Origin of the sequence: Citrobacter sp. RHBSTW-01013 (assembly GCF_013781985.1) — a bacterium.
Lineage (GTDB): Bacteria > Pseudomonadota > Gammaproteobacteria > Enterobacterales > Enterobacteriaceae > Citrobacter > Citrobacter braakii.
In genome coordinates this window covers 2,439,007-2,457,719 of record NZ_CP056185.1, presented here as the reverse complement: position 1 = coordinate 2,457,719, position 18,713 = coordinate 2,439,007, and the positions used below count along the sequence as shown (strand labels likewise).

The 18,713-nt window shown below is 52.5% G+C and carries 17 protein-coding genes and 1 other annotated feature; of the genes, 6 read left to right on the top strand and 11 right to left on the bottom strand.

The genetic code is table 11. The annotated features are described in order from the left end of the window. Position 1: 1 nt before the first annotated feature. Positions 2-310 carry a LapA family protein gene (locus tag HV350_RS11925; RefSeq protein ID WP_006684318.1) on the bottom strand — a complete coding sequence of 103 codons (309 nt, stop codon included), beginning with the start codon at positions 308-310 and terminating at the stop codon, positions 2-4. Positions 311-459: 149 nt separating this feature from the next. Continuing rightward, entirely contained in the window at positions 460-1,224 is a 765-nt protein-coding gene (pgpB, locus tag HV350_RS11920; RefSeq protein WP_016156647.1) for a phosphatidylglycerophosphatase B, read from the bottom strand. A 202-nt stretch (positions 1,225-1,426) separates the two neighbouring features. On the opposite strand from pgpB, the gene ribA reads away from it, so the two are divergent. Beyond that, complete coding sequence (gene ribA / locus HV350_RS11915; protein WP_016153247.1) at positions 1,427-2,017, top strand: GTP cyclohydrolase II; 591 nt, start codon at positions 1,427-1,429, stop codon at positions 2,015-2,017. A 50-nt stretch (positions 2,018-2,067) separates the two neighbouring features. On the opposite strand, the gene acnA is transcribed toward ribA, so the two are convergent. The 5 genes from acnA to topA form a co-directional block, all read right to left on the bottom strand. Further along, complete coding sequence (gene acnA, locus HV350_RS11910; RefSeq protein WP_181630541.1) at positions 2,068-4,743, bottom strand: aconitate hydratase AcnA; 2,676 nt, start codon at positions 4,741-4,743, stop codon at positions 2,068-2,070. A gap of 267 nt (positions 4,744-5,010) precedes the next feature. Then, entirely contained in the window at positions 5,011-5,178 is a 168-nt protein-coding gene (locus tag HV350_RS11905; RefSeq protein ID WP_181630540.1) for a hypothetical protein, read from the bottom strand. 3 nt (positions 5,179-5,181) lie between these two features. After that, positions 5,182-5,322 (bottom strand): YmiA family putative membrane protein, encoded by a 141-nt coding sequence (locus tag HV350_RS11900; protein ID WP_213083732.1) that lies wholly within the window; start codon positions 5,320-5,322, stop codon positions 5,182-5,184. 314 nt (positions 5,323-5,636) lie between these two features. Beyond that, positions 5,637-6,611: an HTH-type transcriptional regulator CysB gene (gene cysB / locus HV350_RS11895; RefSeq protein ID WP_016153251.1), complete on the bottom strand. Its 975-nt coding sequence runs from the start codon at positions 6,609-6,611 to the stop codon at positions 5,637-5,639. Positions 6,612-6,818: 207 nt separating this feature from the next. Further along, entirely contained in the window at positions 6,819-9,416 is a 2,598-nt protein-coding gene (gene topA / locus HV350_RS11890; RefSeq protein ID WP_181630539.1) for a type I DNA topoisomerase, read from the bottom strand. 397 nt (positions 9,417-9,813) lie between these two features. On the opposite strand from topA, the gene HV350_RS11885 reads away from it, so the two are divergent. Next, on the top strand, positions 9,814-10,065 hold the full coding sequence (locus tag HV350_RS11885) for a YciN family protein (protein ID WP_003020616.1): 252 nt from the start codon (positions 9,814-9,816) through the stop codon (positions 10,063-10,065). A gap of 53 nt (positions 10,066-10,118) precedes the next feature. On the opposite strand, the gene sohB is transcribed toward HV350_RS11885, so the two are convergent. After that, positions 10,119-11,165 carry a protease SohB gene (gene sohB / locus HV350_RS11880; protein WP_181630537.1) on the bottom strand — a complete coding sequence of 349 codons (1,047 nt, stop codon included), beginning with the start codon at positions 11,163-11,165 and terminating at the stop codon, positions 10,119-10,121. A 210-nt stretch (positions 11,166-11,375) separates the two neighbouring features. Here sohB and HV350_RS11875 point away from each other — a divergent pair, with 210 nt between their 5' ends. Next, complete coding sequence (locus tag HV350_RS11875; protein ID WP_181630535.1) at positions 11,376-12,137, top strand: YciK family oxidoreductase; 762 nt, start codon at positions 11,376-11,378, stop codon at positions 12,135-12,137. Beyond that, positions 12,134-12,724, top strand: a complete 591-nt coding sequence (cobO, locus tag HV350_RS11870; protein WP_016153255.1) for a cob(I)yrinic acid a,c-diamide adenosyltransferase — start codon at positions 12,134-12,136, stop codon at positions 12,722-12,724. Before HV350_RS11875 ends, cobO begins: the two co-directional genes overlap by 4 nt. An 83-nt stretch (positions 12,725-12,807) precedes the next feature. Here cobO and rluB read toward each other — a convergent pair whose 3' ends face one another. The 3 genes from rluB to rnm form a co-directional block, all read right to left on the bottom strand. Beyond that, entirely contained in the window at positions 12,808-13,683 is an 876-nt protein-coding gene (gene rluB / locus HV350_RS11865; protein WP_006684306.1) for a 23S rRNA pseudouridine(2605) synthase RluB, read from the bottom strand. A 100-nt stretch (positions 13,684-13,783) separates the two neighbouring features. Beyond that, positions 13,784-14,404 (bottom strand): L-threonylcarbamoyladenylate synthase, encoded by a 621-nt coding sequence (locus HV350_RS11860; protein ID WP_016153256.1) that lies wholly within the window; start codon positions 14,402-14,404, stop codon positions 13,784-13,786. After that, complete coding sequence (gene rnm / locus HV350_RS11855; protein ID WP_029139558.1) at positions 14,401-15,279, bottom strand: RNase AM; 879 nt, start codon at positions 15,277-15,279, stop codon at positions 14,401-14,403. Before rnm ends, HV350_RS11860 begins: the two co-directional genes overlap by 4 nt. 156 nt (positions 15,280-15,435) lie before the next feature. Then, positions 15,436-15,530 (top strand) — a sequence feature (Trp leader region). Between the two features lie 23 nt (positions 15,531-15,553). Here rnm and HV350_RS11845 point away from each other — a divergent pair. Both HV350_RS11845 and trpD read left to right on the top strand, forming a co-directional pair. Beyond that, a complete protein-coding gene (locus HV350_RS11845) occupies positions 15,554-17,116 on the top strand; it encodes an anthranilate synthase component 1 (protein WP_016156654.1) in 1,563 nt (520 codons plus the stop codon). Continuing rightward, positions 17,116-18,711 (top strand): bifunctional anthranilate synthase glutamate amidotransferase component TrpG/anthranilate phosphoribosyltransferase TrpD, encoded by a 1,596-nt coding sequence (gene trpD / locus HV350_RS11840; RefSeq protein ID WP_003020639.1) that lies wholly within the window; start codon positions 17,116-17,118, stop codon positions 18,709-18,711. The genes HV350_RS11845 and trpD overlap by 1 nt, the downstream gene beginning before the upstream one ends. Positions 18,712-18,713: the final 2 nt, after the last annotated feature.

The window sequence follows — 18,713 nt, the reverse complement described above, 5'->3', positions numbered from 1 at the left end:
ATTATTCCTTCACAACCGACGAATCGGCAGATACCGCAACGTCGGTCGCAGGCGCAAGCTGGTTTTCCAGTCGTTTGATTTTACGTTCGGCGCGCGCAAGAGACACACGAACCTTCAGCCAGAAAAGGCCGCAAATTAGCCAACCAATCGCAAACCCTGCGGCAAACAATACAGCAAGCAGAGTAGAGATACGATACTCACCCTGAGCCAGCAGGTAATTAAACGTAACCTGTTGATCGTTTTGCGCACCCAATGTCACCGAAATAACAAAAATCGCCAACACCAGTAAGAAAATGAGTAAATATTTCACATTACTTCCCGTTATGTGGTTTGAGCGAATAAATCGTGTCCAACTTACCGCGTTGAGCCCTTTAAATTACCATTTTCACAACGAGTGCGAAACGGAAAAGCGCTTTCCACTTTCTGATTTGAGGGCAAAATTTGAAAAATCAATCATCGCTAGCTTTCTTGTTCTCGCTGCGCGATTTCTTTTTCCTCCTGCACTGGTGGGGTTAATGGTCCACATACCCGCTGTGCAAGCCAGGTTGCCAGCGTCACCAGCAGCCACGAAATCAGCGTTGCCACCACCAAATCACGGGGCCAGTGCATGCCTAACAGCAAGCGGCTACCCATCACGCCGGTCGCCCAGATCAGCAAAAACACAATCGTCAGCGTACGTCTGCGGGGCCATAACAGCCCTACGCCCAGTAAAGCCCAACTGGCGGCAAACATCGTATGTCCGGACGGAAAGGCAAACCCCGTTTCTTTTTGCCAGTGCTTGCGTAAAAACGTTGGAATATCCTGCTGTTCGGCCAATTGTTCTTTGACTAAATGCCCACGATCTTTACGTTTTAAAGTGTAGAACTCATCAACCGGAATATGGTGCGTTTTTTCCAGCCACACGACAAAAGGTCGCGGTTCTTGCACCCTGTCTTTTACCCAGGACTTCACGCCCTGTCCCACTAAAATCGCCGCTGCCAGAATAGCAAACAACATTATCGCGGCTTTAAGACGAAAACGCAGGCACCACAGAAACCATGCACAAAGCGCAACGTGAGTGATAATTCCCCACGGCTGCGTCACCGTTTCCGTTACCCAGTACAAGGACTTTAACCACCAGACATTGTGCCCCGGCTGCCAGCTCCAGCCTGATACCCATACGGCAACCGGCATGATAAGTAGCAGCCCGGTCCCCACTGCGGTGCGCTTTGCAATAGACAGCATTGCCTCTCCTTTCGTCGATAAGTATCACAATCATAACTGAAAAATTCACACGTCGGGAAAATTGACAATTTTGTGCCATTCCAAAAGCGAATCCGTGGTCGCGATTAGGTGAACGTCGTTGCCTTATGGCAAAATAGTGTAATACAGAACAGAAGCCGACAGGCGAAGGCACGACGAGTGCCAGCATAATCTGGAGAATTACATGCAGCTTAAACGTGTGGCAGAAGCCAAACTGCCAACCCCCTGGGGTGATTTCCTGATGGTGGGATTTGAAGAACTGGCAACCGGACACGATCATGTCGCACTGGTTTTTGGTGATATCACAGGCCAAACACCTGTCCTGGCGCGCGTCCACTCCGAATGTCTGACTGGCGATGCGCTGTTTAGCCTGCGTTGCGATTGCGGTTTCCAGCTCGAAGCGGCCCTCACCCACATTGCTGAAGAAGGGCGTGGTATTCTGCTTTATCACCGTCAGGAAGGACGCAACATTGGCCTGCTTAACAAAATCCGCGCTTACGCGTTGCAGGACCAGGGTTATGATACCGTTGAAGCGAATCATCAGTTGGGATTTGCGGCAGACGAGCGCGATTTCACGCTGTGTGCCGATATGTTCAAGCTGCTGGGCGTGGATGCGGTACGTTTGCTGACCAATAACCCGAAGAAAGTAGAAATCCTGACCGAAGCGGGAATCAATATTGTTGAACGCGTGCCGCTGATCGTGGGCCGTAATCCAAAAAATGAACATTATCTGGACACCAAAGCCGCCAAGATGGGACATTTGCTGGGCAAATAATCGTTGTCACCGGCTATCAAAAAGCCTGCTCTCGCAGGCTTTTTTGCATTTTAATTCAACATATTACGAATCACGTAGTGCAGAATGCCGTCGTTTTGGTAATACGTTAGCTCCGTCGCGGTATCAATGCGACAGCGGCATAGAATCACCTCTTTACGCCCATCTGCGCGGACCATACTCACCGGAACTGTCGCCCCCGGTTTAATGTGTTGTAGGTCCGTAATATCGATCGCCTCCTCACCGGTTAATCCCAGCGTTTTACGCGTGACGCCCTGCGGGAATTCCAGCGGTAAAATGCCCATGCCAATCAGGTTAGAACGGTGAATTCGCTCAAAAGACTCTGCGATAACCACGCGAACGCCCAGCAAACGTGGACCTTTCGCCGCCCAGTCGCGGCTGGAGCCGGATCCATACTCTTTCCCGGCAATCACCGCCAGAGGCACGTTCTCCTGCTGGTATTGCATGGCCGCATCATAAATAGCTACCACTTCGGTTCCCGGCAAATGACGCGTCATACCACCTTCCACGCCGGGTACCATCTCATTGCGAATACGAATATTGGCAAAGGTACCACGCATCATCACTTCATGATTCCCGCGTCGTGAACCGTAAGAGTTAAAATCTTTACGCTCAACGCCATGGCTTTGCAGATAGCGCCCCGCCGGGCTGTCTGGTTTAATACTGCCGGCAGGAGAAATATGGTCGGTGGTAACAGAATCTCCGAGCATCGCCAGAATACGCGCACCGTGAATGTCCTGAACCGGATCCGGCGTAGCCTGCATACCATCGAAGAACGGTGACAAACGGATATAGGTCGAGTCAGACTGCCAGCCATAGGTATCAGCGCGATCAACCTGGATTGCTTTCCATTCTGGCGTGCCTTCAAAGACTTCAGCATACTCTTTGTGGAACATGGCGGTAGAGACCTGCTCAACGGCGCGGGCAATTTCCTTGGCTGTCGGCCAAATATCTTTCAGATAAACAGGATCGCCTTTTCTGTCATGGCCTAACGGATCTTTCGTCAGATTGATATTCATATTCCCCGCCAGCGCGTAGGCCACCACCAGCGGCGGAGACGCCAGCCAGTTGGTCTTCACGAGCGGATGGATACGACCTTCAAAGTTACGGTTTCCAGAAAGCACTGCCCCAACTGTAAGATCGCCTTTTTTGATAGCTGTTTCGATAGGATCGGGTAAGGGTCCAGAGTTGCCAATACAGGTGGTACAGCCATAACCCACAAGATTAAATCCCAGCTCATCAAGGTACGGAGTGAACCCAGCCTTTGCCAGATAATCGGAAACCACCTTCGATCCTGGCGCCAACGAGGCTTTCACCCATGGCTGACGTTTCAAACCAAGCGTTACGGCTTTTTTCGCCAGCAGCCCCGCCGCCATCAATACGCTTGGGTTTGAGGTGTTGGTACAAGAGGTGATAGCGGCTATCACCACCGCGCCGTCCGGCAACTTATACTGCTGACCGCTCATGGTATAGTCCACTGGTTGACGGTCTTTCAGCGAGCTATTCACCTCGAGTTCATTACTCGCCGAAAAGGCTTTCGGCACATCAGCCAGCGCCACCCGATCCTGCGGACGCTTGGGTCCAGCAAGGCTTGCCTCTACGCTGCCCATATCCAGCTCCAACGAACTGGTAAACACAGGTTCATCCCCTGGGTTACGCCACATTCCCTGCGCTTTAGCATAGGCATTGACCAACTCAACCTGTTCCTCACTGCGCCCGCTCAGACGCATATACTCAAGGGTAATGTCATCGATCGGGAAGAAACCGCAGGTTGCGCCGTATTCCGGTGCCATGTTCGCAATGGTTGCTCGATCGGCCAGAGGTAAGGTGTCCAGCCCATCACCGTAGAATTCAACGAATTTACCGACTACACCGTGCTTACGCAGCATCTGGGTGACGGTCAGAACCAGGTCGGTGGCAGTGATACCTTCCCGCAGTTTACCCACCAGTTTAAAGCCCACAACATCTGGGATCAGCATTGAGACCGGTTGACCCAGCATTGCCGCTTCAGCTTCAATGCCTCCAACGCCCCAGCCCAGCACACCGAGACCATTAATCATCGTGGTATGGGAATCGGTACCGACCAGTGTATCGGGATAAGCCACCCACTCACCGTCCTGTAACTCGCTCCAGACAGCTTTGCCCAGATATTCAAGGTTAACCTGGTGGCAAATCCCCGTACCCGGCGGTACAACGCTGAAGCGACTAAATGCCTGCTGTCCCCATTTCAGGAACACATAACGTTCATGGTTACGTTCCATTTCCAGGCGCACGTTTTCTTCGAAAGCATCATCATCACCGAAACGATCCACCGTTACCGAGTGATCAATGACAAGATCCACTGGCGAAAGCGGATTCACTTTTGCCGTATCCCCACCCAGACGTTTTACCGCTTCGCGCATGGCGGCGAGATCGACCACCGCCGGCACGCCGGTAAAATCCTGCATCAGAACACGAGCAGGTCGATAGGCAATTTCTCGATCGGCATGGGCGGTCTTCAGCCAATGCGCAAGCGCATGAATATCATCTTCGGTAACGGAATTACCGTCCTGCCAGCGAAGCAGGTTTTCCAGCAAAACTTTTAGCGATTTCGGTAAACGGGTGATATCACCCAGTGATTTAGCGGCCAGCGGCAGACTGTAATAACGGTAGGTTTTATCTTTAACCTGCAATGTGTCCTTACTGGCTTCTCGTAGGGTCGACGACATAGCTCCTCCTTAATGACAGGGTTGGATCCCCTGATTTTCCTCAGGGTTAGTATTAAAGATAACACAAACAAAATGTAACGCTTTGATAACAACTCAAATTGATAAAAGTGGAGGGCTACAAAAGGGGCAACTGAAGTATCTGGCGAGGAGAAAGGTTTAAGCGGTCAAGGTTAATACGGTGATAAGCATGGCTCATCACGATTGCCCGGAATAAAATATTTGCAGTACAAGACAACGGACTAATAATAATTATAAAATTCGTATCAATTATTGTTTCTGTTCATCATCCGCAAACAGATCGATAAACGCCCGTTGTTCAGGAGAGAGTTTCCAGGTCGCTGGAATATTCGGCTTATTCTCTGCGCTGCGTTGACTCTCTTGTTCATGGTCATCCGGAGATGGCATCACGGTGGAGTGTTGTTCCAGTGTGGACATGACCTATCCCCACACGTTCCAGGCCACGAGCGCGACAATAACCCAGAACACGGCAGAGCCAAGAAACACAGCGAACCAGGCTTTACGTTTCATGACGGGATCCCGGCGTGCTGGCTGGTTTCCTGAAGGCATCGCTAACCTCATACTATCGAAATCACTTATCATTTAAGCACCAAACAATCGGTACAATTAATCATCAGATAGGAGGAATCCTAATAAAAAAGGTCAAAAAAAGCCAGTTAATTTTCATACTCGACCTGATAAATAAATTAATTATTTGATCGGTTATAAATATTTGAGAGGGATTTTTGGCGACCTTACTAATTTGAAACTACTTTAGCAAGTGTTTACCATAAACAATATATGGTTAATATATAGAGGAAAAATATTGAATAGATTCAGACTCTGCCGTCGGTATCGCTTTATGTTTGAGGATACCGACGAGGTAACAGCCGTTATTATTTCTCAGGCAATTTAATATCTTTAAACATGGCTTCAATATCGTCGTTGGAACGTAGCGCCACCGCCGTATCCACCACATCACGCGTCAGATGCGGCGCGAAACGTTGAATAAAATCATACATGTAACTGCGTAAAAAAGTGCTGCGACGAAAACCAATCTTGGTGGTGCTATGGCTGAAGATATCATGGGCATCAACGCGCACCAGGTCAGGGTCGGAGACAGGATCAACCGCCATACTGGCAATTACCCCCACGCCAAGGCCCAGGCGTACATAGGTCTTAATGACATCGGCATCGGTCGCGGTAAAAACTATACGCGGCTCAAGCCCCGCACGGTTGAACGCGGTGTCCAGTTCCGAACGTCCGGTAAATCCGAACGTGTAGGTCACCAGCGGGTACTGCGCCAGTTCTTCAATGGATACGGCGGATTTGCCCGCCAACGGATGGTCCGGCGTAACGACAATCGAACGGTTCCAGTGGTAGCAAGGCAGCATCACCAGATCGTCATACAGGTGCAGGGCTTCCGTCGCGATAGCAAAATCTGCATTCCCTTTCGAGACGGCTTCGGCGATTTGCGTCGGCGACCCCTGGTGCATATGCAATGAGACGCGTGGATAACGCTCAATAAAGCCTTTAATGACATTCGGCAAAGCGTAACGCGCTTGAGTGTGCGTGGTGGCGATATACAGTGAACCTTTGTCCGGCCAGGTATGTTCGCCAGCAACGGACTTAATGGCGTCCACCTTCGACAAAACTTCTCGCGCGATTCGAATGACTTCCTGCCCCGCTGGCGTAACCTGGGTCAGGTGCTTACCGCTACGGGCAAAAATCTGGATGCCAAGTTCATCTTCCAGCATACGAACTTGCTTACTGATACCTGGCTGCGAGGTATAAAGCCCTTCCGCCGTTGAGGAGACATTAAGGTTGTGGTTCACCACCTCAACAATGTAGCGAAGCTGCTGTAATTTCATGTTAAGCCATCCCGATTTGCGCCATCAAATCATCGTTTCAGAGCAGGCTCGTGGCGCTGCTAATACGATTTAATAATAAAAAGTGTGTTAACTATAACCACTATATCATTTCTATGTGAGCTGTATAGGGATGACAAAAAATAATACGCCAGAAATAAAAAGGGCCGCTTACGCGACCCTTTGAGGAGAAACTCAGCCGGAATGCTGTTATTTCTTCCCTTCTACCCATTTACCGTCAACGAAGAACGCGGACCAGCCAGTCGCCTTACCGTCTTTCTCCGCAGCAACGTATTGCTGCTTGGTTTTACGGCTGAAACGAACCATCGACTTGTTGCCGTCCGGGTCAGTCTGCGGCGCATCTGCCAGATAGCGCAGTTTTTCCGGCAGACGATCGCGGAAGCGGTACAACTCTTCAACCAGCGGCGCACGTGTCTCACGTGATTTCGGGAACGTATTTGCCGCCAGGAAGATACCTGCAGCACCATCACGTAACACGAAATACGCATCAGATTTTTCACACGGCAGTTCTGGCAACGGAACCGGATCCTCTTTAGGTGGAGCAACTTCACCGTTACGCAGGATCTTACGGGTATTTTTGCACTCGTCGTTGGTACACGCCATGTACTTGCCGAAACGTCCCATTTTCAGGTGCATTTCAGAGCCACATTTCTCGCACTCAACGATAGGACCGTCATAACCCTTGATGCGGAATTCGCCTTCTTCGATCTCATAGCCATCACAGGTAGGGTTATTACCGCATACATGCAGCTTGCGCTTAGGATCGATAAGGTAGCTGTCCATCGCCGTGCCGCACTTCTGGCAGCGACGTTTGGCGCGCAAAGCGTTGGTTTCCGCATCGTCGCCTTCCAGCACGTTCAGCACTTCGTTTTCCGGCACCAGGTTAATGGTGGTTTTGCAACGCTCTTTCGGGGAAAGCGTATAGCCAGAACAACCCAGGAAAACGCCGGTGCTGGCGGTACGAATACCCATCTTACGTCCGCAGGTTGGGCAATCAATGCTGGTCAGCACCATCTGGTTCGGACGCATACCGCCCTCTTCAGGATCTTTCTCGGCTTTATCCAGTTGCTGAGTAAAATCAGTGAAGAAATTGTCGAGTACGCCCTTCCATTCGGCTTCGTGATTTGCCACCTGGTCGAGACTGTCTTCCATCTGCGCGGTAAAGTCGTAGTTCATCAGTTCGCGGAAGTTTTCTTCCAGACGATCGGTGACGATTTCACCCATTTTTTCAGCGTAGAAGCGACGGTTCTCAACGCGAACATAACCGCGATCCTGAATCGTAGAAATGATCGACGCATACGTGGATGGGCGACCAATCCCACGTTTTTCAAGCTCTTTAACCAGCGAAGCTTCACTGAAGCGCGCAGGCGGTTTGGTAAAGTGTTGCGCAGGTGTCAGTTCGATGAGCGTCAACGTATCGCCTTTATCCACCGCAGGTAAAATGCGGTCTTCATCGCCCTTACGCAGCGCAGGCATCACTTTCGTCCAGCCATCGAAGCGCAGAATACGACCACGCGCCTTCAGACGGAAATCACCCGCACCCACCGTCAGCGTGGTGGAATCATATTTAGCAGGCGTCATCTGACAGGCAACAAACTGGCGCCAGATCAGCTGATACAGTTTTTGCGCATCGGCTTCCATATCTTTCAGCGATTCCGCCTGAACGGCGACATCGGAAGGACGGATAGCTTCGTGCGCTTCCTGCGAGTTCTCTTTGCTGGCGTACTGGTTCGCGCTCTCCGGCAGATACTTTTTGCCGAAATTATCGCTGATGTAATCGCGAACCATGTTCACCGCATCCTGGCTCAGGTTGGTTGAGTCAGTACGCATATAAGTGATGTAGCCCGCTTCATACAAGCGCTGCGCCATCATCATGGTTTTCTTCACGCCGAAGCCCAGACGCGTGCTGGCGGCCTGCTGTAGGGTGGAGGTGATGAACGGCGCACCCGGCTTGCTGCTGGTCGGCTTATCTTCACGTTCCAGAACGCTGTAGCGCGCTTTTTCCAACAGGCTAACGGCGGCAAGCGTTTGTTCCCGGTTGACCGGACGGAACGGTTTATCATTCTGATGCGTCACCTCAAGCGGTAACGCGTCACCGCCTGGCGTCGTCGTGTTAGCATCAATTTCCCAGAACTCTTCTGGAACGAATGCTTTGATTTCGCGTTCACGCTCAACCACCAGACGCACGGCAACCGACTGTACGCGGCCTGCTGACAGGCCTCGCGCAATTTTTTTCCACAGCAGCGGCGACACCATATAGCCCACAACACGGTCCATAAAGCGGCGCGCCTGTTGCGCATTGACGCGGTCGATGTTCAGTTCGCCCGGTTTTTCAAACGCCTGACGAATAGCGTTTTTGGTAATTTCGTTAAACACCACGCGACTGTAGCGGGTGTCGTCGCCGCCGATCACTTCCCGCAGGTGCCACGCAATGGCTTCCCCTTCGCGGTCAAGGTCGGTTGCGAGATAGATGTGGTCGGCTTTTTCAGCCAGTTGCTTCAGTTCAGAAACAACTTTTTCTTTACCGGGCAGCACTTCATAGCGCGCATCCCAGTTGTGCCACGGGTCAACACCCATACGATTGACGAGAGCGCCACGTTCATCCTTTTTGGGCTTTTTAGCCGTTTTGGTGGAGGTTGAGTCGGCGCTCTTTTTAGTTGCTGAGCCACTGGTCGGCAAATCACGGATATGACCGACGCTGGATTTCACCACGTAGTCATTACCCAGATACTTGTTGATCGTTTTGGCTTTTGCCGGGGACTCAACGATGACAAGAGCTTTACCCATATTCACCTTTACCTAATTTGATTCTTCCAGAATGCGTCGCACGTTGATTCACCTTCCACTGGCGACGAGACATCGATATGGTCTCTGCGTCGGCGGATATCAACCCTTAAACTGATTCGCGCTTGTAATGTAACTCTCATGTAACTGAGTTAACAGGCTTTTTCGCTCACAAACGCTATAGCACGACGGAGTATTGGTCGAATGTCAAGCAAATCTGTTGCCAGATTGACGAAAGCGTCACACTGTACCTGATAAAATGCGTTACGCAACTTTATTAGCATGCAAAAACAAATCTCGCCACTTGCAACACTGTCGTAAGACCTTCATTTAAGTCAGGGAATATTTGCCCATAAGCCGGGCTCGGCGTAGACTAATGTCCTTGTTTAAGGAGTAAATAATGCATAAAGACACTCAACCCATCGATCGCGAAACACTGCTGATTGAAGCCAACAAAATCATTCGTGAGCATGAGGACACGCTGGCGGGGATTGTCGCCACCGGCGTAACGCAGCGAAATGGCGTGCTGGTTTTCAGCGGAGATTACTTTTTAGACGAGCAAGGGCTACCGACGCCCAAAAGTACGGCGGTGTTTAATATGTTTAAACATCTGGCGCACGTACTTTCTGAAAAGTATCACTTGATCGATTAACACGAGAAATGATTTGCCGGATGACGGCTGCGCCTCATCCGGCAATTACAATTTTACATCAGCGGTTTTTGCCCCCGCTGCCACCAACGCATCAGTAAACGATCGGCGCTCTCGGCGGCACTGCCGGTAAAACGGTCCATCAGTTTTTTACGCTGCAGATAACGTACGTTTAATACGTCACGACCGTCCATCAGTCCGAGGATCACCTCATCACTGGTATTGATCTCATCCACCAGCCCGTTGACCAGCGCCTGTTGACCAAACCAGTGTTCACCCGTGGCAACCTGCTCAATGTCCAGAGCCGGACGCATGCGCTGTACAAAATCTTTAAACAGATGATGGGTTTCGTTCAGGTCTTCGCGGAATTTCTGCCGCCCTTCTTCCGTGTTTTCACCAAGTAAGGTCAGCGTACGCTTGTACTGTCCGGCGGTGTGCAGTTCGATATCAATATCTTTCCCTTTCAGGAAGCGGTGAAAGTTCGGGATCTGTGCCACAACGCCAATAGAGCCGACAATAGCAAACGGCGCCGAGACAATTTTATCCGCCACGCAAGCCATCATATATCCGCCGCTCGCAGCGACTTTATCTACCGTAACGGTCAGCGGGATCTGCTTATCGCGCAGACGTTGTAACTGGGACGCGGCCAGTCCATAGCCGTGTACTACGCCGCCCGGACTTTCCAGACGAACCACGACCTGATCCTGGGGTTTAACGACCGCCAGCACTGCCGTCACCTCTTCGCGTAATGCGCTGACCTCATGGGCATCCATACTGCCTTTAAAATCAAGTACCCATACCCGTGGTTTATCAGATGACGTACTGTCTCCCAGTTTCGCTTTGGCCTTAGTGGCCTTCGCCTCAAGCTTGTGTTTCTTTTTCTGGGTCTTATGCCAGAATTTTTGCTGATGCCCATCCAATAAGGCCAGCGACAGGTCTTCTTTCATCTCTTTATATTGATCGCTGAGATTAATAACCCGCAATTCCCCACGCTGACGTTTGCGTTGTGTCGCGTTTACGATCAGCATAACTACCACCGCAATAGCCACCACGACAGTGACAATTTTTGCCAAAAACAACCCATATTCAGACAACAATTCCACGTGACCCACCTTGGTTAAACAACGCTACTTTCGCTCAGTGTACAACAGCCTTGTTAACCCGTCTTGCTTCATCCATTCAGTAAAAAGCATGACAACGCGTTCATTTTGCGGTGTTATTGCCTTTGGCTGATTGAAAAAGAACAGGGTTTAAGGCATAAAGCCCAAAAGTTATCGCGAACGAGATGGCCAGGACGTCGCCGAGGAGTAGCCGTGCATTATCAACCGAAACAAGATCTTCTACAGGACCGCATTATTCTGGTCACCGGTGCCAGCGATGGCATAGGACGTGAAGCCGCACATACTTACGCGCGTTACGGCGCGACCGTGATTCTGCTAGGGCGTAACGAAGAAAAACTGCGTCAGGTTGCCCGCTCCATCGCCGAAGAAAAAGGTACGCAACCACACTGGTTTACGCTGGATCTGCTCACCTGTACGTCTGACGAATGCCACCAGCTCGCACAGCGCATTGCCGCGCATTTCCCACGTCTGGATGGCGTATTGCATAATGCCGGATTGCTCGGTGACATTTGCCCGATGAGCGAGCAAAACCCGCAGGTATGGCAGGACGTGATGCAGGTAAACGTGAACGCCACATTTATGCTGACTCAGGCATTGCTGCCGTTGTTGCTCAAATCCGATGCCGGATCGCTGGTCTTTACCTCCTCCAGCGTCGGTCGCCAGGGGCGCGCCAACTGGGGGGCATACGCCACCTCCAAATTTGCTACCGAAGGAATGATGCAGGTTCTGGCTGATGAATATCAGAACCGCCACCTGCGCGTAAACTGTATCAATCCTGGTGGAACGCGTACCGGCATGCGAGCCAGCGCGTTCCCGACGGAAGATCCGCAAAAATTGAAAACCCCCGCCGATATTATGCCGCTGTACCTGTGGCTGATGGGCGATGACAGCCGCCGTAAAACCGGTATGACTTTCGATGCCCAGCCGGGCCGTAAACCAGGAATCGCCCAATGAGTGAAGAACGCTATCAGCAGCGCCAGCAGCGCGTAAAAGACCGGGTTGACGCCCGTGTTGCCGCCGCCAGAGACGAGCGCGGGATTATTATTGTGTTCACCGGAAATGGTAAGGGTAAAACCACCGCCGCGTTCGGTACCGCTACGCGCGCAGTAGGCCACGGTAAAAAAGTCGGCGTAGTGCAATTTATTAAGGGTACGTGGCCAAACGGTGAACGAAACTTACTCGAACCCCACGGCGTTGAGTTTCAGGTCATGGCGACAGGATTTACCTGGGAAACGCAGAACCGCGAGTCCGACACCGCAGCCTGCATGGCCGTATGGGAACACGGCAAGCGGATGCTGGCCGACGCTGAGCTGGATATGGTGATACTGGACGAGCTGACCTACATGGTTGCATACGACTATCTGCCGCTCGACGAGGTCATTAATGCCCTAAACGCGCGCCCTGCCCATCAAACGGTCATTATCACCGGTCGTGGATGTCATCGCGATATTCTGGAGTTAGCGGATACGGTCAGCGAACTGCGGCCGGTTAAGCACGCCTTTGAAGCGGGCGTGAAAGCCCAGATGGGGATCGATTACTGACAGTAGGCCGGATAAGGCGCTTACGCCGCATCCGGCTCCACGCTCGCGCCTGATGGCGCGTTGCTTATCAGGCCTACTCATGATTAACCGTTGTTGCTGCGACCGCCCGGACGACGGCTGCCGCCAACCTGAGAGTGGCGCTTCACCGCACGGCGGATCTGGTTTGCCTTCATACGGCGACGATCTTTCTCGACGGCAACTTTAGAGGTGGTTTCCGGCTTCAGTTCCACCAGTTCACGCAAATAGTTGGTCTGCGCGAGGTCAAGTTCCGTCCAGCCGCCACGCGGCAGGCCTTTCGGCAGCGGGATATCACCGTAACGTACACGGATAAGACGACTTACCTGCACGCCCACAGCTTCCCACAGGCGACGGACTTCACGGTTACGCCCTTCGGTCAACGTGACGTTATACCACTGGTTGATCCCTTCACCGCCGCTGAACTTGATCGTTTTAAATGCGGCCGGACCATCTTCCAGCTGCACGCCACGACTCAGATCGCGCAATTTCGCGTCATCAACCTGACCAAACACACGCACCGCATATTCACGTTCAACTTCGCGGCTTGGGTGCATCAGACGGTTCGCCAGTTCGCCATCGGTGGTAAACAGCAGTAAACCACAGGTATTCACGTCCAGACGTCCCACGGCAATCCAGCGCGCATCGCGCAGTTTTGGCAGACGATCAAACACGGTCGGACGACCTTCCGGGTCGTTACGGGTACACAGTTCACCTTCTGGCTTGTAATAAGCCAGAACACGGCAGATTTGCTCCGCAGATTCTTTAACCGAAATCAGATGACCGTCGATACGGATTTTCAGACCCGGCGTAACTTCAACGCGATCGCCGAGCGTGGCAATTTTGCCATCAACGCTCACGCGACCCGCGGCAATTATGGATTCAATTTCACGGCGAGAACCGTGGCCAGCGCGCGCCAGCACTTTTTGTAACTTTTCGCTCATAGAGCTTCCTTTAGATGTCGCCTTCACAGGCGTCGAACAGGAGAATCAACGGCGCCAGTCAGCGCCATTTTAAGGCCGCGTAGTATAGCGGTTCGCGCCCTTATAAGAAAGGTTTAACGTCGCCGACGCCTTCGCGCAATACCACCGGGGAATCATCGGTTAAATCAATGACCGTGGTTGGCTGCTGACCGAGATATCCACCGTGGATAATCAAATCCACCACTTTCTCCAGACGATCTTTGATTTCTTCCGGATCTGACTCGGTAAATTCGCTGCCCGGCAGCATCAGTGATGTAGAAAGCATAGGCTCGCCCAGCGCTTCTAAAAGCGCCAGCGCAATCGGATTCGAGGGTACACGCAAACCGATGGTCTTACGTTTTTCCTGCAACAGTCGACGTGGTACTTCTTTCGTCCCCTTCAGGATGAACGTGTAGTTGCCCGGCGTGTTGTTTTTAATTAAACGGAAGGCCACGTTGTCGACAAACGAATAGGTCGACAGTTCGGACAGGTCACGACACATCAGCGTAAAGTTGTGCCCGTCCGGCAGGTGACGGATGCGACAAATGCGCTCCATGGCGCCTTTATCTTCAATTTTGCAACCCAACGCATAGCCGGAATCAGTTGGATAGACGATCACCCCTCCTTTACGCACGATTTCAACGGCCTGATTGATCAGTCGCTGCTGTGGGTTTTCGGGATGAATATAAAAAAACTGGCTCATACTTTCCTCTCTGTGGTCTCGGGCTGTTCCCAAAGTTGCCAGACGCCTTCTACGCCTGCGGGCAACCAGAGTTTACGACCCAGCTCAATCCATGGGCAGGGTAGATGAAAATCAGACCCTTGCGATGCCCACAGTTGATGCTGACGCGCAAGCGTCGCCAGATGGGTGCGTTCATTGGGAGACTGCTGGCACTGTGCCACTTCCATCGCGTCGCCGTGATGTTCAGCAAAATGCGCAACCAGTCTTTTCAGCCACTTAGCGCTAAGATCGTACCGCCCAGGATGAGCCAGAACTGCCTTACCGCCAGAATGATGAATGACATCAATAGCTTGTTCTATTGTACACCACTGTGGCGGAACGTAACCGGTTTTCCCACGAGCAAGATATTTTTTAAAGACATCCGCCATGGTTGTGGCTTTTCCGCACTCCACCAGGAAACGCGCGAAATGCCCCCGAGTGATCGCCCCGCCATCAGCCAGGCGTAATGCCCCTTCCCACGCGCCGGGAATATGCGCTTTGTCGAGTCGTTCAGCAATCAGGCGCGCGCGCTGCTGACGACGTTCCGTTTGCTGCGCCAGAAATTCGCACATCATTGGATGGGCGATATCAATGTTCAGACCCACGATATGGATCTCATGGTTTTCCCAGACTGTTGATATCTCGACGCCAGGGATCAAATTTAACGCTAAACCCGCACGTGAAATTTCTTCTCTTGCCGCCGCAATACCCGCCGTGGTGTCATGATCGGTGATCGCCAGTGTACCGACTCGCATCTCTACCGCACGGTGTACTAAGGCTTCTGGCGTTAATCGCCCATCGGAGGCTGTAGTATGACTGTGCAGGTCATAAATCACTGCGTAATTCGTGTCGCTCAATGCGGCTCCCGTTTCACTAAATGTCTTAACCCGCCCATCATAGCGGTTTAGACAAATATACTGAAATCAGGTGTTGACTTTATTCCATTGAACTAGTTAACTAGTACGAAAGTTCACATGAAGAAGGTATCTGAGATGAAAGCAACATATGTTCTGCACGGTTGGTGGCGCACTTCCTGATTTCGGGCAGTGTCTTACGTCTGCAATATGCAACCAGATACCCGGCCCGCCAAATGAGCGGGCTTTTTTTTGAACAAAATTAATGAGAATAACGATGCAAACACAAAAACCGACACTTGAGCTGCTTGCCTGCGATGCCGCCTACCGTGAAAATCCGACGGCGCTGTTTCATCAGGTGTGTGGCGCACGTCCGGCAACGCTGCTGCTGGAATCTGCCGATATCGACAGCAAAGACGATCTGAAGAGCTTGCTGCTGGTCGACAGCGCATTACGCATTACCGCCATCGGTGACACTGTCACCATCCAGGCATTATCCGCTAACGGCGCATCGCTGCTGCCGCTGCTGGATGCTGCCCTGCCCGCGGGTGTTGAGAACAAACAACAGCCGAATGGTCGCCATCTGCGATTCCCTGCTGTTAGCCCGCTGCTGGATGAAGACGCCCGCTTATGTTCCCTGTCCGTATTTGATGCCTTCCGTTTATTGCAGGAGCTGGTTAATGTTCCTGCGCAAGAACGTGAAGCGATGTTCTTCGGCGGTCTGTTTTCCTACGACCTGGTTGCCGGTTTTGAAGATTTACCTCAGCTTGAAGCGGGCAACCGTTGCCCTGACTACTGCTTCTATCTGGCAGAAACGCTCATGGTCATCGACCATCAGAAGAAAAGCACCCGCATTCAGGCCAGCATATTTACCCCCAGCGATGCCGAAAAACAGCGTCTTAATGCCCGTCTGGCGCAACTGAGCCAGCAGCTTACCGAACCTGCGCCGCCGCTGCCCGTCACTGAAGTTCCGCACATGCGCTGCGAATGCAATCAGAGCGATGAAGAGTTTGCCGCCGTGGTTCGTGGTATGCAAAAGGCCATTCGCGCTGGCGAAATTTTCCAGGTTGTTCCATCCCGTCGTTTCTCGCTGCCCTGCCCGTCACCGCTGGCGGCCTACTATGTGCTGAAGAAAAGTAACCCCAGCCCGTACATGTTTTTTATGCAGGACAACGATTTCACACTGTTCGGCGCTTCTCCGGAAAGCTCGCTGAAATACGATGCCACCAGCCGGCAGATTGAAATCTACCCGATTGCCGGGACCCGCCCACGCGGTCGTCGTGCGGACGGTTCGCTGGACCGCGATCTCGATAGCCGTATTGAGCTGGAGATGCGTACCGATCATAAAGAGCTTTCCGAGCACCTGATGCTGGTAGACCTGGCGCGTAACGACCTGGCGCGCATCTGTACGCCCGGCAGCCGCTACGTTGCTGACCTCACCAAAGTGGATCGTTATTCCTTCGTTATGCACCTGGTTTCCCGCGTAGTCGGCGAGCTGCGTAGCGATCTGGATGTGCTGCATGCTTACCGCGCCTGTATGAACATGGGCACGCTAAGCGGAGCGCCGAAAGTTCGCGCCATGCAGCTTATCGCCGAGGCCGAAGGCCGTCGTCGCGGCAGCTATGGCGGCGCAGTGGGTTACTTCACGGCCCATGGCGATCTGGATACCTGTATTGTGATTCGTTCCGCCCTCGTGGAAGACGGTATTGCCACCGTACAGGCTGGCGCCGGAATTGTTCTGGATTCCGTTGGGCAGTCAGAAGCCGATGAAACCCGTAATAAAGCGCGTGCGGTTCTGCGTGCTATCGCCACCGCACACCACGCACAGGAGACCTTCTAATGGCTGACATTCTGCTGCTCGATAATATCGACTCTTTTACCTATAACCTGGCAGATCAGCTGCGTACTAACGGTCATAACGTGGTGATTTACCGCAACCATATTCCGGCCCAGACATTAATAGACCGCTTAGCGACCATGAAAAATCCGGTGCTGATGCTCTCTCCAGGTCCAGGTGCGCCAAGCGAAGCGGGCTGCATGCCGGAGCTGTTAACCCGCCTGCGCGGCAAGCTGCCAATCATCGGCATTTGTCTGGGGCATCAGGCCATTGTCGAGGCCTATGGTGGATACGTGGGACAGGCTGGGGAAATCCTGCACGGCAAAGCGTCCAGCATTGAACACGATGGTCAGGCAATGTTCGCCGGTCTGGCAAATCCGCTGCCAGTGGCGCGCTATCACTCGCTGGTTGGCAGCAACGTTCCGGCCGGATTGACCATCAACGCCCACTTTAACGGCATGGTGATGGCGGTACGTCACGATACCGATCGCGTATGTGGCTTCCAGTTCCATCCAGAATCCATTCTGACCACCCAGGGCGCACGTCTGCTGGAGCAAACGCTGGCCTGGGCGCAACAGAAACTCGAACAGACCAATACCCTACAACCTATTCTGGAGAAACTGTATCAGGCCCAGACGCTGTCTCAGCAGGAAAGCCACCAGCTGTTCTCCGCCGTGGTACGCGGTGAACTGAAGCCGGAACAACTAGCTGCGGCGCTGGTGAGCATGAAAATTCGTGGCGAGCACCCGAATGAAATTGCCGGTGCGGCAACCGCGTTGCTGGAAAACGCCGCCCCGTTCCCGCGACCTGATTATCTGTTTGCCGATATTGTCGGTACCGGCGGTGATGGCAGCAACAGTATCAATATTTCCACCGCCAGCGCCTTTGTGGCGGCCGCTTGCGGACTGAAAGTCGCCAAACACGGCAACCGCAGCGTCTCCAGCAAGTCGGGTTCTTCGGATCTGTTAGCGGCTTTTGGCATCAATCTGGATATGAACGCCGATAAATCCCGTCAGGCACTTGACGACCTCGGTGTGTGTTTCTTGTTTGCGCCGAAATACCACACCGGTTTTCGCCATGCTATGCCGGTACGCCAACAGTTGAAAACCCGTACGCTGTTTAACGTCCTCGGCCCGTTGATTAACCCGGCACATCCGCCGCTGGCGCTGATCGGCGTTTACAGTCCGGAACTGGTGCTGCCGATTGCCGAAACGCTGCGCGTGTTGGGGTATCAGCGGGCAGCCGTGGTGCACAGCGGCGGCATGGATGAAGTTTCCCTGCATGCACCGACCATTGTGGCAGAGCTGCATGATGGCGAAATCAAGAGCTATCAACTGACGGCGGAAGACTTTGGCCTGACGCCTTACCACCAGGAACAGCTGGCTGGCGGCACGCCGGAAGAAAACCGTGACATTCTTAGTCGCTTGTTACAAGGTAAAGGTGAAGCCGCTCATGAAGCTGCTGTTGCCGCGAATGTCGCCATGTTAATGCGCCTGCACGGTGAAGAAGATTTAAAAGCCAATGCGCAAACCGTGATTAATGTACTGCGCAGCGGCGCGGCCTATGACCGTGTCACTGCACTGGCAGCAAGAGGGTAAAT